15 protein-coding genes are annotated in these 17,737 nt (G+C 65.6%); 12 read left to right on the top strand and 3 right to left on the bottom strand.

Features of this window, described 5'->3' with window-relative positions; genetic code table 11:
• Positions 1-232: 232 nt before the first annotated feature.
• Positions 233-1,339 (top strand): LLM class flavin-dependent oxidoreductase, encoded by a 1,107-nt coding sequence (locus tag NWE53_RS23680; RefSeq protein WP_265051777.1) that lies wholly within the window; start codon positions 233-235, stop codon positions 1,337-1,339.
• 27 nt (positions 1,340-1,366) lie between these two features.
• On the opposite strand, the gene NWE53_RS23675 is transcribed toward NWE53_RS23680, so the two are convergent.
• The 3 genes from NWE53_RS23675 to NWE53_RS23665 are packed head-to-tail and all read right to left on the bottom strand — an operon-like array spanning position 1,367 to position 4,318.
• Positions 1,367-2,656 (bottom strand): LLM class flavin-dependent oxidoreductase, encoded by a 1,290-nt coding sequence (locus tag NWE53_RS23675; protein ID WP_265051776.1) that lies wholly within the window; start codon positions 2,654-2,656, stop codon positions 1,367-1,369.
• Positions 2,657-2,671: 15 nt separating this feature from the next.
• Positions 2,672-3,673 (bottom strand): LLM class flavin-dependent oxidoreductase, encoded by a 1,002-nt coding sequence (locus tag NWE53_RS23670; protein WP_265051775.1) that lies wholly within the window; start codon positions 3,671-3,673, stop codon positions 2,672-2,674.
• A gap of 18 nt (positions 3,674-3,691) precedes the next feature.
• Positions 3,692-4,318: a GNAT family N-acetyltransferase gene (locus NWE53_RS23665; RefSeq protein WP_265051774.1), complete on the bottom strand. Its 627-nt coding sequence runs from the start codon at positions 4,316-4,318 to the stop codon at positions 3,692-3,694.
• Between the two features lie 116 nt (positions 4,319-4,434).
• On the opposite strand from NWE53_RS23665, the gene NWE53_RS23660 reads away from it, so the two are divergent.
• From NWE53_RS23660 to NWE53_RS23610, 11 genes are all read left to right on the top strand, one after another.
• On the top strand, positions 4,435-5,439 hold the full coding sequence (locus NWE53_RS23660; RefSeq protein ID WP_265051773.1) for an MsnO8 family LLM class oxidoreductase: 1,005 nt from the start codon (positions 4,435-4,437) through the stop codon (positions 5,437-5,439).
• A gap of 23 nt (positions 5,440-5,462) precedes the next feature.
• A complete protein-coding gene (locus tag NWE53_RS23655) occupies positions 5,463-7,094 on the top strand; it encodes an ABC transporter substrate-binding protein (protein WP_265051772.1) in 1,632 nt (543 codons plus the stop codon).
• A gap of 55 nt (positions 7,095-7,149) precedes the next feature.
• Complete coding sequence (locus NWE53_RS23650) at positions 7,150-8,772, top strand: ABC transporter substrate-binding protein (protein WP_265051771.1); 1,623 nt, start codon at positions 7,150-7,152, stop codon at positions 8,770-8,772.
• A 62-nt stretch (positions 8,773-8,834) separates the two neighbouring features.
• Complete coding sequence (locus tag NWE53_RS23645) at positions 8,835-9,851, top strand: ABC transporter permease (RefSeq protein ID WP_265051770.1); 1,017 nt, start codon at positions 8,835-8,837, stop codon at positions 9,849-9,851.
• Complete coding sequence (locus NWE53_RS23640; protein ID WP_265051769.1) at positions 9,848-10,720, top strand: ABC transporter permease; 873 nt, start codon at positions 9,848-9,850, stop codon at positions 10,718-10,720. Before NWE53_RS23645 ends, NWE53_RS23640 begins: the two co-directional genes overlap by 4 nt.
• Positions 10,717-12,372: a dipeptide ABC transporter ATP-binding protein gene (locus NWE53_RS23635; protein WP_265051768.1), complete on the top strand. Its 1,656-nt coding sequence runs from the start codon at positions 10,717-10,719 to the stop codon at positions 12,370-12,372. Before NWE53_RS23640 ends, NWE53_RS23635 begins: the two co-directional genes overlap by 4 nt.
• 46 nt (positions 12,373-12,418) lie before the next feature.
• Entirely contained in the window at positions 12,419-13,744 is a 1,326-nt protein-coding gene (locus NWE53_RS23630) for an NtaA/DmoA family FMN-dependent monooxygenase (RefSeq protein ID WP_265051767.1), read from the top strand.
• Between the two features lie 151 nt (positions 13,745-13,895).
• On the top strand, positions 13,896-14,348 hold the full coding sequence (locus tag NWE53_RS23625) for an RrF2 family transcriptional regulator (protein WP_265051766.1): 453 nt from the start codon (positions 13,896-13,898) through the stop codon (positions 14,346-14,348).
• A gap of 87 nt (positions 14,349-14,435) precedes the next feature.
• Positions 14,436-14,978, top strand: coding sequence for a flavin reductase family protein (locus NWE53_RS23620; RefSeq protein ID WP_265051765.1), 543 nt, complete (start codon positions 14,436-14,438; stop codon positions 14,976-14,978).
• Between the two features lie 239 nt (positions 14,979-15,217).
• Positions 15,218-15,808, top strand: a complete 591-nt coding sequence (locus tag NWE53_RS23615; protein WP_265051764.1) for an RBBP9/YdeN family alpha/beta hydrolase — start codon at positions 15,218-15,220, stop codon at positions 15,806-15,808.
• A gap of 250 nt (positions 15,809-16,058) precedes the next feature.
• Positions 16,059-17,390, top strand: a complete 1,332-nt coding sequence (locus NWE53_RS23610; RefSeq protein WP_265051763.1) for an LLM class flavin-dependent oxidoreductase — start codon at positions 16,059-16,061, stop codon at positions 17,388-17,390.
• Positions 17,391-17,737: the final 347 nt, after the last annotated feature.

Genomic DNA, 17,737 nt, shown 5'->3' with positions numbered 1-17,737 from the left:
GCCGAGTGTAGCAGTTGCAGAGTGCCGGACCGGCGATGATTGCTGCGGATAGCCAGTTCTTCCACGGCCGCCTGCTGAATCGACGCTGAGAAGAACCATCTCCCTGACCGGCCCACAATAGCAATAGATCTACGAATTCCGTGTTCTTTCGGCCCCAAATTCCATTGCTTGCTGAATATAATGCGTCTCGCACGTCCATATTCGCGCGCGGTTGAATTGACAGTCCGAACCGATGACAAAAGCCCAAGAATTTCTTTGGTACATTCCAAACGATGTTAAGTCCGGTCACCGAGGCGACACCACCACCCTTGACCATAACAGCCTCGAAGCCCTCACCAGCCATGCCTTGGCGCTGGAGCGGTTCGGATGGAAAGGGGCCCTGATCGGCACCGGCTGGGGACGGCCCGATACCTTTTCTGTGGCGACCGCCCTGGCTGCGCGAACGAAAACATTCGAACCGCTGATCGCGATCCGCCCGGGCTATTGGCGACCTGCCAATCTGGCCTCGGCCGCCGCGACGCTGGACCATCTGAGTGGTGGTCGCGTGCGGATCAATATCGTCTCGGGTCAGGACGACCTCGCCGCATATGGAGACGAGGAAGGCGACCAGACACAGCGCTACGCCCGGACCAAGGAGTTCATGCAGCTGGTGCGCAAGCTCTGGACCGAGGAAGGCGTCAGTTTTCGCGGACAGTATTTTTCGGTCTCGAACTCAACCGTCGAACCCCGATTCCAGCCTAGCAAAGGCAGGGCGCACCCCCAGCTCTATTTCGGCGGCGCGTCGGAAGCGGCCGAGCACGTCGCGGCGACCGAGGCCGATGTCCAGCTGTTCTGGGGCGAGCCGCTCGCCGAGATCGCCCAGCGGATCGAGCGCCTCAACTCGCTGGGCGACCAGCTCGGCCGAGAGCTTGCCCCGCTGGAGTTCGGATTGCGCATCACGACGCTGGTCCGCGACACGACGGAGCAGGCCTGGGCCGATGCGGAGGCCAAGGTCGCGGCTATGGCAAAGAAGAATGGCGCAGGCTGGCACGACCACCAGAACTTCGTCGCCGTCGGCCAGCGACGGCTGCTCGAACTTGCCGAACGGGGCGAGGTGCTGGACGACAACCTCTATACCGCTCCCGGCAAATTCGGCGGCGGCGGCGCGGGGACGACTTGGCTCGTCGGCTCGGCCGCGGACGTTGCCGGATCATTGAAGAAGTATCGCGATCTCGGGATCACCAAGTTCATTCTGTCCGACACGCCGTATCTCGCCGAGATCGAACGCCAGGGCTTGCAGCTATTGCCGCTTCTTCGCGATGAGCAACCGCGATCGCAGGCACTTCCGGCGCCGCACTGAGCGGCGCCGGGAGCAACGGGGCGCCGGCTACACCGCCTTGGCGACCGGCTGCCATGCCTCGGGAAGAGCGAGGTTTCCGCGGAGTGTGGACGTGGCGTAGTCCCGTCGAAAGACCTTGCGCTCCTGCAGGATCGGAATGACCGTCTCGACGAATTCGTCGAAGCCGCCGGGCGTGAGATGGGGCGCGAACACGAAGCCGTCCGCGGCATCTTCCTGGACATAGCGATCGATTTCCTCGGCAACCTGCGCAGGCGTCCCGACGAATTGCTTGCGTGCGGTCACCTTGATGATGAGTTCGCGTATGCTGAGCTTGTCCCGCTCGGCCAGCTCGCGCCAGGCGCGCGCGGTCTCAAGTCGATTGTCGTAGCGCGCCGCGCGCCCCTGCGAGAGCTGCTCGATCGCCACGTCGGGGTCCACCTCGGGTGGGCCATCCGGATCATAGGTCGAGAGATCGCGATTCCAGACCTGCTCGAGGAAGACGATTGCGTTCTTCGGGCTCACCTGCTGCAGCCGTATGGCTTTCTGCTTTTCCAGAGCGTCTTCCAGCGTGTCGCCCAGAACGAAGTTGGCGCCCGGCAATATCTTCAGTGCCTCGCGGCTGCGGCCATGTTTGGCGAGCCTTTGCTTCACATCCGCATAGAAGGCCTTGCCCTCCTCAAGCGTGCCGTGGCGCGAATAGATGAGGTCGGCATGCCCCGCAGCGAGCTCCCTGCCCTCATCGGAGTCGCCGGCCTGAGCGATGACCGGAGCGCCTTGCGGCAACGGAGCTGGGCCGGTGCGCCCCGCGATATCGAAGTAAGGCGAGCGGGCATAGAAGTCGCCGCCTCGCCAGATCGATCGCGCGGTTTCGAGGAAGTCCCGCGCACGCTCGTAGCGCTCGCGAAACGGCAGATGATCGCCGCGACGGAAGTTCGCCCCTGTGAAGGCGCCGGGCGAAGTCACGACATTCCAGCCGGCGCGTCCCCCCGACAGGATATCGAGCGTCGCGAGCTGGCGTGCGAGCGGATAAGGCTCGTTGAATGTCGTCGTCAGCGTCCCGATCAACCCGACATGATCGGTGATCGAGGCCAACGCCGTGAGGATAGCCAGCGTATTTGGGCGGCCTACGACATCCAGCTCATGGAAGCGCCCCTTCTGCTCCCGGACCCGCAGCCCTTCAGCCAGGAAAATGAAGTCGAACTTGCCGCGCTCGACCGTCTCGGCGAAGTGCCGGAAGGACGAGAATTCGATCTGGCTGCCGGCAGCCGGATCGCTCCACACCGTGAAGTTGTTGACCCCTGGGAACTGCGCTCCAAGGATGATCTGTTTCTTGGTCATGGCATTCCTCCGAGCTCAAGCCGCCGCGGCGTAGCGATTGCGAGCAGCCGGCAGGCCGAAGCGGCTGCGCAGATGTCCGCCCACGGGTGGCGCGACGAGTTTTGCCGCGCGAAGAGCTGGCACCAGCGTGCCGATGACACGCTCAATCTGCGAGTGGGGATGGGACAGAACGAGGCGGACACCTTGGGCTCCGCTCGAGCTTGCGATCGCGGCGGCGGCGACCAGATCCTCGGCGGCGCTCCGATCTGGACCGATCCCTATATCGGCGATGACGACAGGTCCCTTCACCGCATCGCTGTTGCGAAGCTTCGCGACCGTTTCGGCAAAATCGCCCTTGGCCGACACGAAGACCACGTCGGCGGCGCGCGCGAAGGCCGGATCCGTTTCCGCCGTCCAGCTTACCGCGACGACAGGCTGGCCCTGGGGCGGCCTCGGCGTGATCGACGGGCCGAGCACGCGGAACTCGGCGCTTTGGAAGTCGATGTAGTGGAGCTTCGCGCCATCGACGAAGCGCTGGCTTTCCGTGTCGCGAATGACCGCGTCGACCTCCCAGCTGTCCCAGAGCCGCCTGACGACATCCACGGCGTCCAGCGCGTCGCGGTCCAGCGACGACTGGTCGACAGTTGGAAAGCCCTTCAGCGTGCCGATCGCGCTGCTGGCCTCGAGGCTGCGCTTCTCGTCGAAGCGCTGGGCCAGAAGCCCGGCCCTGCCGTCGCTCACATAGTCCAGCGTGGCGATCGCCGTCGAGACGTGGAAAGGCTCGACGAAGTTTATCGGCGCTCCCGCAATGATGCCGATCTCGCGGCTTCGGGGCGCAAGCCAATTGGCCAGAAGGAGCGCGTCGAGACCGTCGTCGCCGGGACGGGCAAAGCCATCTTCCAAAGTCAGGAATTCCGCGACCCCATCGAGCCGCGCGATGAGGTCGTTCCAGAACTCGCGCCAGTCGGGCCGGTCTGCTTCGCGATGGGCGCCGGCATCCAATCCGAGACCGAGCAACAAGGGAGGTTTCTGCGTCATCGTCACATTCCGATCTGCTTAAGCCGCCGAAGCCCGATAGGTCGCGAGCCGGTAGGACACCTTCGCCTCTTGCTCGGCCTTGATCGCTGCGACCCGCTTCGTCGCTTCTTCCAGGGATGCAGCGGGCGCATAGATCGGATAGGTGCCGACCTGTCCCGCCTTTGCGCCGATATGCTTCTCGAAGGGCAAGGAGCGGTAGAGCGTCGGATCCACGGCCGTGTCGAAGAGCGGCCGATAGCCGAGGGCGATGTACAACGCTGACGCTTCGGGCTGCCGGAAGCCGGTGGTCAGGTAGGCCCGGGTATAGCCGAGCTCCCCGGCACTCTCCTCGAGCGCCAGCACAATCTGCCGAGCGAGCCCTTGGCGCCGAAGGTCCGGGCGCGTCCATATGCGCTTGAACTCCGCCGTCTCGTCGTCATGGCTCATGAACGCCCCGCCCGCGATCGTTTCGCCATCGCGCTGCAAAAGCAGAAAGTTGCCGAACGGGGGCGCGAAAGCTTCTGGCGGGTAGCGCAATATCTCGGAGCGGGCGCCACCGGGTCGGCTCGCCGGGCCATATCGCCCGTCATACTCCGCAACGAGCCCCTCCAGAAGCGCCTCCGCGGCGGGGTCCAGGGGTGACGACCGCACGAACAGGTCAGCCATAGCATTCTCCGAAGTCACCGCAGCGAGCCCAGGTCCGACGCCGCTTGATCAATCAATCTATTAATTCTATAGACTATTCGAACATTACCGACTGTCAATGCCGCCGGCGAGCACGGATGCCCTACAAACTGAGCTTCCTCGACAAGAGTCCCCTGCAGGCGAAGGAGGCCGCCGGCGAAGCGCTTTCGCGGACGCTTCTGCTGGCAAAAACGGCGGAGGAGCTGGGTTTCGCCCGCTTCTGGGTGGCCGAGCATCACAACTCTGCGAAGCTGGCGAGCTCGTCTCCGGAGGTGCTGATCAGCTTTCTGCTGGCGCATACCAACCGCATCAGGATCGGCTCCGGCGGCGTGATGCTCCAGCACTACAGCGCCTACAAGGTGGCCGAGAACTTCAACCTCCTGGCCGCGCTGGCGCCCGGCCGCGTCGACATCGGCATCGGCAAGGCGCCCGGCGGCATGCCGCTCTCGACCCACGCCTTGCAGGGCGCCTACGACCCCGCCCGCAAGCCCGGTTTCGAAGCGCAGCTCACCGAGCTCGACCGCTTCCTTCGCGAACATCATGACGGCAGCGATGCCGGCAACCAGCTCGCCGCCTTTCCGGCGCCGGCGCAGCCTGCGGAACGCTTTCTGCTCGGTGCGAGCAGCGAAAGCGCGAGGCTCGCGGCCCGTCTCGGCTGGAGCTTCGTCTATCCCGGCCATATCCACGGCGACGAAGCCGCCATCGGCGAAGCCGTTGCGGCCTATCGCGATGCCGGCGGCACCTCGGTGTTGCTGGCCGTAGGTGTCGTCACGGCCGAAACGGATGATCTGGCCCAGAGTCTGGCGCCCGACACGCGCCGCTTCCGCGTCGACATAGAGAACGGCCAGGGCGTCAACGTCACCAGCCGGGAGCAGGCCCTCGAATACGTCCGGCAAACGGGCTCTCGGCAATACCGCATCGAGGAGCGCAGCTCGCTCCTCCTGCGCGGCGCGCCGGCGCAGGTCCATGCCGGGTTGCAGCGTTTGCACCGGGCTTTCGGCATCGACGAGTTCATCGTCGATTGCCCCGTCACCGAAGGCGCCTGGCGCCTGAAGACGATCGAACTGCTGGCGGCCGCGGCCCAAGCCTCCCTCGCCGCCTGACGCTGCAAAAAAGGAACGACGCCATGGTCACGAGAAGAACGCTTCTGGGCGGGGCGGGAGCGGCAGCCCTGTCGGCGGCCACCGGCCTGCGTCAGGCCAGCGCGCAGACAAAGGGAGCGCCGGTCAGGGGCGGCTCCCTGACCTGGGGGGTGGAGACCGAGCCCAGCACCCTCAACCCCCATCTCAACGGCCAGGCGAAGGCCAAGCTCGTCCTGCGCAACGCCTATGAGACGCTGCTCGCCCGCACGCCGGATGGCGGCTACGTGCCCTGGCTGGCGAAGGACTACGCCATCTCGGAAGACGGCAGGACCTACACCTTCACGCTCAGGGACGACGTGACGTTCCACGATGGCGAGAAGCTGGATGCCGCCGCCGTCGCCCTGAACTTCGCCAAGCTGAAGGAACCGACCTATTCGGGCAGCATCAGCGCCGGCCATGTCTCGCATGTCTCCGAGGCCATCGCCGTCGACGCCCGCACGCTCGTCCTGAAGCTCAGCCGGGTCTACGCCCCCTTCCTCGACGGCGCGGCGGGGATCGAGATCCTGTCGCCGAAATCATTTGCTTCGGCGCAGCTCAAGGCCGGCGGGTCGGAGATCGCCGGAACAGGCCCCTTCAGGATCGAGCGCTATGTGAAGGGCCAGGAGATCCGTTTCGTCAGGAACCCCGCCTATAACTGGGCGCCGGCCAATGCCGGGCATCAGGGGCCCGCCTATCTCGACAGCGTCACCTACCGGTTCCTGCCCGAAGCCGCAGTGCGGACCGGCGCGCTGACCTCGGGCCAGGTCGACGTGATCGAGGGCATATCCGGCAACGACGCCGGGCTGTTCAAGGACAATCCCGAATTCACGTATCAAAGCGCGCTCAATACCGGCACGCCCTACACGCTCTACCTGAACGTGGCCCAGGGACCGAGCGAGGATGTCCGGGTCCGGCAGGCCGTCCTCGCCGCCGTCGATGTCGAGCGGGTCATCCGCTCCGTCTATCGCGGCGAACGCCAGCGCGCCTGGGGCATCCTCACCCCGGCCGACACCGATTTCTACGACCGCAGCATCGAAGGCAGCTATGGCTTCGACCCGAAGCGCGCGAACCAGCTGCTCGACGAGGCCGGCTGGAACAGCCGCGATGCGGAGGGCTTCCGCACGAAGAACGGCAAGCGCCTGACGATCGAGATCGTCCAGTCGCAGGCGACGTTGCGCGACCAGCGCGACATCCTGCTTCAGGCCGTGCAGGCCCAGGCGCGACAGAATGCCGGGCTCGACCTGGTGCTGCGCTATGTCGACGCCGGCACCTACACGACCCGGCAGAACGACGGCCAGTACGGCATCATCCCGAACTCGACCACGACGCAGGAAAACGGCGTCACGATCTATTTCCACTACCTGCCCCGCGATAAGGGCGGCTCGATCAACTACAGCCGCACCGAAGCCCCCGAGATATCGGCATGGCTTGACGAAGCGGCCTCGACGCTCGACGCGAAGAAGCGCTTCGAAATCTACGCTCGCCTCCAGCGTTTCGCCCTGCTGGAGCAGGCTTACGGCCTGCCGCTCTATGTGCCCGACGATCAGATCGCGGCTTCCGCGCGGGTCAAGGGCGTGGGTTTCCGCCCGTTCAAGCGCCTTCCAGAGAACGCCTACGACATCTGGCTGCAGGGCTGAGCCCGCATTGCCGAAACCCGCGCTCGCCGCCGATCGATACGGAGATAGAACTGCAATGCTCGTACGCAGGCATTTTCTGAGCCTGGGCGCCGTGCTCCTGGCGGCGACTGCCCTTTGCGCGCCCGCCCTGGCGAGCGACAGGAAGCCCGTCAGCGGCGGCAAGCTGACCTGGGGTGTCGAGACCGAGCCCGCCACGCTCAACCCGCAGCTGAACGGACAGGACAAGACCAAGCTCCTGCTGCGCAACGCCTATGAATCGCTGCTCGCTCGCACCGCTGAGGGCGGCTATGTGCCCTGGCTCGCGACCGACTACGATATTTCCGAGGACGGGCGGACCTACACGTTCAGGCTGCGCGACGGCGTGACATTCACGGACGGCCAGGCGTTCAATGCCGCCGCCGTCGCGACGAACTTCGCCAGGCTGAAGGACGCGACCTATTCCGGGAGCGTGAGCGCCGGCCCCGTCGCCCGCATCATCGACATCAAGACACCAGACGAGCGCACCGTCTCCTTCACGCTCGACCGGGTCTACGCGCCCTTTCTCGACTACGCGGCCGGGCTCGAACTCCTCTCGCCCGGCGCCTTCGCATCCGGTCAGCTCAAATCAGGCGGGCCGGAGATCGCCGGGACCGGCCCCTTCATCCTGAAGCGCTATGCGAAGGGGCAGGAAATCCGGTTCGCCAGGAATCCCGACTATAACTGGGCGCCCGCCAATGCAGGCCATCAGGGACCCGCCTATCTCGACGAGGTCACCTATCGCTTCCTGCCGGAATCGTCGGTGCCCACGGGCGCCCTCAGCTCCGGTCAGGTTGATGTGATCGAGGGCGTCTCGGGCAACGATGCCGGCCTGTTCAAGGGCCATGCCGATTTCAGCTACCAGACGGCGCTCAACACCGGCACGCCCTATTCGCTGTTCCTCAATGTCACCTGGGGACCGACCGAGGATGTCAGGGTCCGCAAGGCCCTGATCGCCGCCATCGACGTCGATGGCGTCCTGAAATCGGTCTATCGCGGCGAGCGCACCCGAGCCTGGGGCATCACCTCGCCCGTCGATACGCAGTTCTACGACAAGACCATCGAGAAGAGCTACGGCGCCGATCCGAAACGCGCCAACCAATTGCTCGACGAGGCCGGCTGGACCAGCCGCGACCCGCAGGGTTTCCGCACGAAGGATGGAAAACGGCTGACGATCGAAGTCGTGCAGGCCCAGGCGACCGTGCGCGACCAGCGCGACGTGTTGCTGCAGGCATTGCAGGCGCAGGCACGGCAGAATGCCGGCATCGATCTCGCCATCGTCTTCGTCGACGCCGGCACCTACACGGAGCGGCGCAAGACCGGTCAGTTCGGATCGATCGCCAATTCCAACACGCCGACCGACGCCATCGACATCGAGTATCACTATCTGCCGGTCGATCGGGGTGGCTCGATCAATTACAGCCGTGCGGCCGCGCCGGAACTGTCGCAGTGGCTGAAGGAAGCCGCCTCGACGCTCGATCACAAGAAGCGCTTCGAGCTCTACGCCAGGCTGCAGCGCTTCGCGATCCTCGACCAGGCCTATGCCCTGCCGCTCTACGAGCCGGAGGATCAGGTCGCGGCGGCGAGCTACGTCAAGGGTATCGGTTTCCGTCCGTTCAAGCAGATGCCCGAGAGCGCCTACGACCTCTGGCGCAGCGAATAGCCGATCTCTCGACTCCTCTTCGGCCGGTGCATGCCGGCCGATGATCGCAGGAACGGAAGAGCATGGATTCCCATAATACCTCGGCCATCAACCCCGCGCCCGCCCTTGGCGCATCCCGCCCGTTCCGGCTGCGGCGCAACGGCCTGACGGCGCAGATCGCGGGCCGGGTCGGTTCCGGCCTGCTCGTGCTCTGGGCCGCCGTGACGTTGAGCTTCGTCAGCCTGCATCTGGCGCCGGGCGACATCGTCAGCCTGCTGATCGGCGAGCAGTTGCGCACGCCCGAAGTGGAAGCGGCGATCCGCGCCGAATGGGGCCTCGATGAGCCGTTGCTGTCGCAGTATCTCAGCTATCTCACGCGTATCCTCCACGGCGATTTCGGGCGCTCCTACATCCTCCAGACCGATGTCTCGCAGCTCGTGCTTTCGCAGATCCTGCCGACATTGAAGCTGACCGCGGCCGCGCTCGTCGTCGCGATCGTGTTCGCGGTGGTGAGCGCGGTCCTGACGGCCGGCCGGCGCATTCCACGCAGCGTCGCCGGCGCACTGGAGCTGACGCTTGTTTCGACGCCATCTTTCTGGCTCGGCATCCTCTTGCTCTATCTCTTTTCCTTCACGCTCAAGCTCTTTCCCGTATCGGGCGACAGAAGCTTCTCGGCGCTGGTGCTGCCCGCGCTGTCGCTCGGGCTGCCGCTGGGAGCGGTGGTGGGACAGGTGCTGCGGCAAGGGCTGGAGCGCGCGCTCGAGGAGCCGTTCGCGCTGACCGTCCGCAGCTGGGGCACGAGCGGCCTCGTGCTGCGGCTGCGGCACGGGCTGCGCCACGCGGCCTTGCCCGCCGTGACGCTGACGGGCTGGCTGGTCGGCAGCCTTTTGTCGGGCGCCGTCATCACGGAGTCGGTGTTCGGCCGGCCAGGGCTCGGCCGCATCACCGTCGAGGCCGTCCTCGGCCACGACATGCCGGTGGTGCTGGCCGTCGCGATCCTCTCCGCCTTCACCTATGTGACGCTGAGCACGCTGGTGGACGTGCTCTATCTGCTGCTCGACCCCCGCCTGCGTGACGAGAGCCGGGAGAGCGCCCGATGAGCGCGCTTCCGGCATCTGTGGAGGGCGAAGCCGAGCGCCGCCGCTCGTTACTGGGCTTCCTTTCGTCAAATCCCGGTATCGGCCTGGCTGGTCTCTTCCTGACCTTCGTCGCCGTCGCGACCTTCTGGCCGGCGCTTCTGGCCATGGCCGACCCCATCGCCGCGGATCCGCTGCAAGCGCAGCTTCCTCCTTCATGGGAGCATTGGTTCGGCACCGATCATCTCGGGCGGGATGTCTTCTCGCGCGTCGTCCACGGCGCGCGCTATTCGATCCTGATCGGCGTCAGCGCCGTCGCCCTCGCCGCGACGGTCGGCTCTGCCCTCGGCCTCCTCGCCGGCCTGTCCCGCGGCCTCGTCGACGAGATCATCACCCGCTTTCTCGATGTGGTCTCGGCCTTTCCGGACCTGTTGCTGGCGCTGGTGCTGATCTCCTTCACCGGGCCCGGCACGACCAACCTGATCTTCGCGCTCGGGGTCGCCTTCATCCCGCGCTTTGCCCGCGTCGTCCGCGCGCAGACCTTCGTCATCGCCAGAAGCGGCTATGTCGAGCAGGCCAGGACCTTCGGCCTCAGCAGAACGGTCCTCGTGCTGCGCCATGTGTTGCCGCATGCCGTCGCGCAGGTGCCGATCCTCGCCACTATCGGCCTCGGCACCGCGATCATCGGCGCCGCCGGCCTCAGCTTCCTCGGCATGGGCCCGCAGCCGCCGGCGCCGGAATGGGGGGCGATGCTGGCGGAGGCGCGCAACTACCTGCGGGTCGCCTGGTGGATCGGGGTCTGGCCCGGCCTCGCCATCACTCTGAATGTCATCGCGATCAGCGTCCTCGGGCGGCGCTGGCAGGCCGCCTTCGAAGGCAGGAGGGCAGGATGACACCGCTCGTCGAGATCCGAGACCTCACCATCGCCTTCCGTCACGGCCGGGAAGAGAATCGCTTCGTTCATGGCATCGACCTGACGATCCATCCGGGCGAGACGGTCGCTCTGGTCGGCGAGTCCGGTTCGGGCAAGTCGGTGACGGCCCGCGCGCTGATCGGGCTCTCCGGCCCCGGCGCCGTCATCGGCGCCAGCCGCTTCGACATTGCCGGCGGCGGCGTGGTCGGCTTTCGCGAGCGCGACTGGCGGCGCCTGCGCGGCGAGACGATCGGCTTCGTCCTGCAGGATGCGCTCGTCTCGCTTGACCCGCTGCGCAAGGTCTCCCAACAGCTCGCGGACGCCTTCGGCAGTCCGGGCGTGTTCAGGCGCCGCGACATCCGCGACGAGAGCCGTGCCCTGCTGCGCTCGGTCGGCATTCCCGATCCTGAGCGGCGCCTGCCGCAATATCCTCACCAGCTTTCAGGCGGGCTGCGGCAGCGGGCGCTGATCGCCACGGCCATCGCCCGGCAGCCGTCCCTGCTGATCGCCGACGAGCCCACCACGGCGCTGGACGCGACCGTGCAGAAGCAGATTCTCGACCTGCTGGCGGAGCGGAAGCAGGCCGGGCACACGCTGCTGCTGATCAGCCACGACCTCGCCGTCGTGTCGCGCCTCGCCGACCGCGTCCTGGTGATGAAGCAGGGCCGCATCGTCGAGGAAGGACCGACGCACCAGATTCTCACCCAGCCGGTACATCCTTATACGCGGCAGCTGCTCGATGCCGTGCCTTCCGCTGGTTCCCGAGGCTTTCGATTATCGCCGGCCTCGCCGGCAGAAACCGGCACTCCCTCCCCGCAATCGCCAGCAGAGCGCCAACGCATTCCGCTGCCGCCGAAGCGCATCGACCCGGCTCAGCGCGTGCTCGCGGCCAGCAATCTCGTCAAGCGCTATGGTGGTCCGAGCGGCGCCTTCGCGGTCAACAACGTCTCCTTCGATCTGGCTGCCGGCGAGGCCCTGGGCATCGTCGGCGAGTCCGGCTCGGGCAAGACCACCGTGGCGAAGATCGTGCTCGGGCTCGTCGAGCCCGATAGTGGGGCGGTTCTCGTCGACGGCCAGCCCTGGAGCCATCGCAGCGAGGCCGAGCGCCGTTCGCGGCGCGCCAGCATGCAGCTGATCGCGCAGGACGCGCTGAGTTCCTTCGATCCGCGCTACACCGTCGAGAAGATCGTCGGCGAAAGCCTCGATACGGTCGGCATCTTCGGCCGCGACCGACGCCGGCGCGTCGTCGAGGTTCTCGACGCCGTACGCCTGGGGTCCGCCTTCCTCGACCGTTATCCGCGCGAGCTTTCCGGCGGACAGCGCCAGCGCGTCGCGATCGCGCGCGCCTTTGCCCCGCGTCCGAAACTGTTGATCGCCGACGAGCCGGTCAGCGCGCTCGACGTCTCCGTGCAGGCGCAGGTGCTCGATCTGCTGGCCGAGCTGCAGGCGGCATCGGGCACCGCCCTGCTCTTCATCTCCCACGATCTCGGCGTCATCCACCATCTGACGGATCGTGTCCTGGTGATGAAGGACGGCCGGATCGTCGAGGCCGGCGCGGTCGAGACGGTCTTCGCGCAGCCGAGCCACAGCTACACGCGCGCCCTGCTCGATGCCGTGTCCACTCTCTCCTGAGCTCGACGCAACCGCTCAACGATAGACCCAAGAGAAGGAGTTCCCCATGTCGTCCGCCCCTCGCCGCCGCCTCAAGACCCTGATGGGGGCCTCCAATGTCATCACGGCTTCGAACGATGCCGATCCGGCGGCAGGGGCGAAGCGAGCCGTCGAATTCGCTCGCAGGGCGGAGGCCGAGAAGATCACCGGTCTCTTCACGGCCGACCTGCTGCAGATCGACCCCGCCGGCCTCGCCGGAACCGCCGGAGTGCAGGACCCGATCATTGCGCTCGCCGCGCTCAGCCAGGTGACGTCGCGGATCGGCCTCGTGGCGACGGTCTCGACGACGTTTCACCACCCTTACAATCTGGCACGCCTGATCGGCACGCTGGACCACGCCAGCGGCGGCCGCGCCGCCTGGAACGCCGTGACCTCCTCGGTCGGCGAGGAGAATTTCGGCGAGGCGCTGCTCAGCCCGGAAGATCGCTATGCGCGCGCCGCGGAGTTCATCGAGATCGTCAACGCGCTCTATGATGCGAATGAGCGGGACGCCTTCGCGCGCAAGGCCTCCGGAGCGATCACGCTCGACCCGACGAAATTCCATCGCATCGACTACCGGGGCCGGCATTTCAGCGTCCAGGGACCGTTGAACGTGCCGCCGCTGCCGCAGGGGCGCCCGGTGCAGTTTCAGGCCGGCCAATCCGAAGCCGGCATCAATGTCGGGGCTCGCTATGCCGAGGTCGTCTACACCTCGCAGCCGAAGCTGGAGGGCGCGATCGCCTTCGTGACCGAGCTGCGCCGCCGGGCTGCAAGCTTCGGACGCGGCGACAGCCTGCCCTTCGTGATGAACTCGTTCCATTCGGTCATCGGGGAATCCGATGCGGACGTCGCCCGGCGCCTGAAGGAAAAGCATGAGCGCATCGACTACGAACTGGGACGCCTCAAGCTTGCCGACATGCTCGGAGGCGATGTCGACCTGTCCGGGCTGCCGCTGGACAAACCCCTGCCCGACAGCCTCCTGCCGGAGGTGACGAGCACCAACCGGCGGCGCGGGCGCGTGGAAATCTTCAGCCGTTATGCCAAGCAGGGGCTGACGCTGCGCGAGCTCATCATCGAAGCGCAGGAGACCGGTCACTGGTCCGTCGCGGGAACGCCCGAACAGTTGGCCGATGCGATCGAAGAACGCTTCCGGGCGGGCGTGCTGGATGTCCTCACCCTGCACGGCCTCGGCAACCCCGATCAGGAAGACCTGCTGCTCAACGGCCTGCTGCCCGAGCTGCGCCGCCGCGCGCTGATCGACACCGACTATGTCGGAGGCGACTTCCGCTCCAACCTTCAGCTGCCGCCCGTGGCATCGAATTCAGCTGCCCCTTCGATCGCTCGCAGCGCCTGAAGCCGTCTCTTGGAACGGGCACCATCTGCCCGTTCCATTTCTCTCCTGCCGCCGAGATCATTATTCCCCGCATCCACCATTGCGGAGAAGATGTTGCTAATAGCCCAAAGCTTGATAGAGAAAGTATACATTCAACGCATGGGTGGATCAGGTGCTGACCAACAAGGGGAAATACGGTCTCAAGGCGATCGTGCATCTCGCCCGGCTGGAAGCCGGCGAAACCGCGCAGGTCGCCGACGTCGCCCTGAAGAACAACATCCCTAAGAAGTTCCTCGACGCCATCCTGCTCGATCTGCGCAATGCCGGCATGCTGCGCAGCAAGAAGGGGCCGGGCGGCGGCTACGCGCTCGCCAAGCCGGCTCGCTCGATCAAGGTCGGGGCCGTGATCCGCGCCTTGGAGGGGCCGATCGCGCCGATCGCCTGCGCCAGCCGCTCTGCCTTTCGCGCCTGTGAAGATTGCGGCGACATTGACTCCTGCCCTGTTCGCTCGGTCATGAGCGACGTCCGCGATGCCATCGCAGGCGTCGTCGATACGACAACGATCGCCGATCTGGTTCAGCGGTCGATGACGAGCAGGCCGCTTCAGGCTGACTACGCAATCTAATTATCTACTAATTATATAGACAATAGAACCCTCGCCGCTTAACAAATTCCTGCGGCATTCGGAGCCGCACAAAGAATGCGGTGACGGATGAACCAACAAGCTTCGCCTATCGCGGCGCGCGACATTCACGCCGATGCGTTCAAGGCCGTGATGAGAAATGTCGCGGGCGCCGTGAGCGTCATCACCGCGAGCCATGATCGGCGCCGTGCAGGTTTGACCGCCACTTCGCTGACGGCGCTGTCCGCCGACCCGCCCACCGTCATCGTCTGCGTCAACCGCAACGCCTCAGCCTGGCCGACGATCGAAGCCGCCGGCCACTTCGCGATCAACGTGCTCGCGGCCCGGCACCAGAGCATCGCGGATCGTTTCGCCGGGCGTGGTGGCTTCAAGGGCGAGGCGCGCTTCGAAGAAGGCGACTGGGCTCGCTTGGCAACCGGCGCGCCGACGCTCGACGGCGCCCTTGCGGTGCTCGATTGCGAAACCGAGGAAGCGATCGAGCGGCATTCGCACACCATCCTCATCGGCCGCATCAAGGCGATCCGGCACGCGCAGGATGAGGGCGCCCTGCTCTATTGGCGAGGCCTCTATGGCAAGCTCGACGAGAGCTTGCAGTACGGCGCCGGTATCTGAGGCGCACCGATTCGCGCGAGAGAGATTTCGAAGGCGAACCGCTGATTGTTCCATGCAAAGCCAGCGCGCGCTTGGCCCCGGACTCCGTCCGCGAGACACTGCCGGCGAAGGCGGCTGTTCTTGAAACCGTCGCCCCGGCAGAGGACCGTCCTCTAAATCAGTCCAAATTTGCCAATCCGTTTCATTGACCGAACGAAGCCAACAGGCAGATCATCAGGGCTGCACGAGGGAGCAGCCCCATGTCAGTCCTCATCGTTCCAGGCCTCCACGATTCCGAGCCCGCTCATTGGCAAAGCCGATGGGCAACCGAAATCGACCGGGCCGAGCGTGTTCAACAGAAGGACTGGCATGCGCCGGATCTGGAAGCATGGATCAGCGCGATCCATCGGCATGTGATGCGGCGCCCCGGCGCCGTCCTCGTCGGGCATAGCCTTGGTTCGACGCTCATCGCTCACCTGGCAGCCCGCTATCCCGATCTTCCAATTGGCGGTGCTTTGGTGGTGGCCCCGGCGGATCCCGAACTGAGAATCTCGAGGGTTCAGGGCATCACCTCGTTCGGCCCCCTGCCGGACGTGCCGTTTCAGTTCCCGGCGATTGTCGTGGCCAGCCGAACGGACCCCTACATGGCGATCGATCGCGCGCGGATCATCGCGAACATGTGGGACGCCGCCTTTGTCGATCTCGGGAACGCCGGACACATCAACGTCGCCAGCGGCCATGGCAACTGGGCCGAGGGGCTGCGCTTGCTCGACCAGCTTCTCTGGCGTCGCGGGAGCATCGCGCCGGAGCACCGTGTCGGTCGCTCGGGCACCACATCCCGATTGCATTGAAGCTGCCCGCTAGGAAGATGCAGGATACCGACCGACGCCCTCCTTGGAATGAACCGGCAACTCCTAACCGGCAACCAAACACTCGCCTGGCAACCGCTTGCTCCTGAAGACAGCCTCGGGAGACGGTCCTTCTCCGAACAGCTCGGGGTTCGCACGGATTATCGTTTTCTGACCCCTGAGCATGGCGCGCGGCTCCGCTGACGCTTAGCTGAGCGGGGCGTTTTGCTATGGCTTGCCAGCAGGGTTCCCCATGACGTCCCCCCGCCAGCTTCATCTCGGCGCCTTCATGCGCCCGGTCAGCATCCACACCGGCGCCTGGCGCTATCCCGGCGCCTTTCCGGATGCCAACTTCAATTTCGGGCACCTCAAGCGCTTCGCCCGGAAGCTCGAAGCCGGCAAGTTCGACGCCTTCTTCATGGCCGACCACCTTGCGGTGCTGAACATGCCGGTCGAGGCGCTGAAGCGCAGTCATACGGTCACCTCGTTCGAGCCGTTCACGCTGCTTTCGGCGCTCGCCGGCGTGACAGAGCGCATCGGCCTCGTCGCCACCGCCTCGACCACCTTCGACGCGCCCTATCACGTTGCCCGGCGTTTCGCCTCGCTCGACCATATCAGTGGCGGGCGCGCCGGCTGGAACATCGTCACGACCTCGAATCCCGATGCCGCCCTCAATTTCGGCCTCACCGAGCATCGGGAGCATGGCGAACGCTATGACCGGGCGCGCGAGTTCTACGACGTCGTCACCGGCCTGTGGGATTCCTTCGCCGACGACGCCTTCATCCGCGACAGCGACAGCGGCCTCTATTTCGACCCCGACAAGATGCATGTGCTCGACCATACGGGCCCGCATCTCTCGGTGCGCGGCCCGCTCAACATAGCGAGGCCCGTGCAGGGCTGGCCGGTCATCGTCCAGGCCGGAGCCTCGGAGGCCGGACGCCAGCTCGCAGCCGAGACGGCGGAGGCGGTCTTCGCGGCACATCGCACGCTGGCCGAGGGGCAGGCCTTCTACGCCGACGTCAAGGGACGGATGGCGAAGTTCGGACGCAACCCCGACCATCTCAAGATCCTTCCGGGCGTCCTCGTCGTTGTCGGCGACAGTGTCGATGAGGCCCGCGAGAAACGGGCGCTGCTCGATTCCTTCGTCCATTACGACAGCGCCATCGCCTCGCTGTCGATCGCGCTGGGCCATGACGCCTCGGGCTTCGATCCCGATCTGCCGCTGCCCGAAATTCCCGACACCAATGCGAGCAAGAGCGGCCGCGAGCGCACCATCGCACTCGCACGCGACGAGAACCTGACGGTGCGCCAGCTCGCCCAGCGCCTCGGCGGCTATGGCGGGCTCGCCTTCGTCGGCACGCCGAAGACCATCGCGGATGCCATGGAGGAGTGGCTGGTGGAACGCGGCAGCGATGGCTTCAACGTGATGTTCCCTTACCTGCCGGCAGGGCTCGACGATTTCGTCGATAAGGTCGTTCCGGAACTGCAGCGGCGGGGGCTGTTCCGGACCGAGTACACCGGTCCCACGCTCCGCGACCATCTCGGCCTTCCACGCCCGGCCAACCGCTTCTTCGCCGGGCGGTAGCGGCGCGGCGCATCGCGCCGAATAGCTCCCGGTAAAGCCGCGCGGGTCGAACATTCCGTCCCGGAGCCCGGCCGAAGCGGATTTTTGCTTGCGATCGAATGTATTTGAAAAGCCATTCGATTGACGGAGCGCCGTCACCAAACGATTATTACTGATATCGCCGTGGTTCCGACCATGACGTTCGCGGGATTTGTTGGAGCAGCTTGCACCGCGTCACCAATGCTAAAAGCACCACGAGCATAGCCGTGGGCTCCTTTTATTTTGAGGAAAGCCCATGATTGTGCCCTTCAATTTCATCGTCCACGCTCTGCTGCGCCTGTCTGCTTTTCTGCACTGGACCCGCACCG

It is taken from the genome of Bosea sp. NBC_00550 (assembly GCF_026020075.1).
In the GTDB taxonomy this organism is placed as follows: domain Bacteria; phylum Pseudomonadota; class Alphaproteobacteria; order Rhizobiales; family Beijerinckiaceae; genus Allobosea.
This window is presented reverse-complemented; position numbering and strand designations above follow the sequence as displayed.

What these genes read in the sequence shown, in the direction of transcription:
- NWE53_RS23680 (WP_265051777.1), top strand. Translation starts at nt 233, where the DNA reads ATGACAAAAGCCCAAGAATTTCTTTGGTACATTCCAAACGATGTTAAG.
- NWE53_RS23675 (WP_265051776.1), bottom strand. Translation starts at nt 2,656, where the DNA reads ATGACCAAGAAACAGATCATCCTTGGAGCGCAGTTCCCAGGGGTCAAC.
- NWE53_RS23670 (WP_265051775.1), bottom strand. Translation starts at nt 3,673, where the DNA reads ATGACGCAGAAACCTCCCTTGTTGCTCGGTCTCGGATTGGATGCCGGC.
- NWE53_RS23665 (WP_265051774.1), bottom strand. Translation starts at nt 4,318, where the DNA reads ATGGCTGACCTGTTCGTGCGGTCGTCACCCCTGGACCCCGCCGCGGAG.
- NWE53_RS23660 (WP_265051773.1), top strand. Translation starts at nt 4,435, where the DNA reads ATGCCCTACAAACTGAGCTTCCTCGACAAGAGTCCCCTGCAGGCGAAG.
- NWE53_RS23655 (WP_265051772.1), top strand. Translation starts at nt 5,463, where the DNA reads ATGGTCACGAGAAGAACGCTTCTGGGCGGGGCGGGAGCGGCAGCCCTG.
- NWE53_RS23650 (WP_265051771.1), top strand. Translation starts at nt 7,150, where the DNA reads ATGCTCGTACGCAGGCATTTTCTGAGCCTGGGCGCCGTGCTCCTGGCG.
- NWE53_RS23645 (WP_265051770.1), top strand. Translation starts at nt 8,835, where the DNA reads ATGGATTCCCATAATACCTCGGCCATCAACCCCGCGCCCGCCCTTGGC.
- NWE53_RS23640 (WP_265051769.1), top strand. Translation starts at nt 9,848, where the DNA reads ATGAGCGCGCTTCCGGCATCTGTGGAGGGCGAAGCCGAGCGCCGCCGC.
- NWE53_RS23635 (WP_265051768.1), top strand. Translation starts at nt 10,717, where the DNA reads ATGACACCGCTCGTCGAGATCCGAGACCTCACCATCGCCTTCCGTCAC.
- NWE53_RS23630 (WP_265051767.1), top strand. Translation starts at nt 12,419, where the DNA reads ATGTCGTCCGCCCCTCGCCGCCGCCTCAAGACCCTGATGGGGGCCTCC.
- NWE53_RS23620 (WP_265051765.1), top strand. Translation starts at nt 14,436, where the DNA reads ATGAACCAACAAGCTTCGCCTATCGCGGCGCGCGACATTCACGCCGAT.
- NWE53_RS23615 (WP_265051764.1), top strand. Translation starts at nt 15,218, where the DNA reads ATGTCAGTCCTCATCGTTCCAGGCCTCCACGATTCCGAGCCCGCTCAT.
- NWE53_RS23610 (WP_265051763.1), top strand. Translation starts at nt 16,059, where the DNA reads ATGACGTCCCCCCGCCAGCTTCATCTCGGCGCCTTCATGCGCCCGGTC.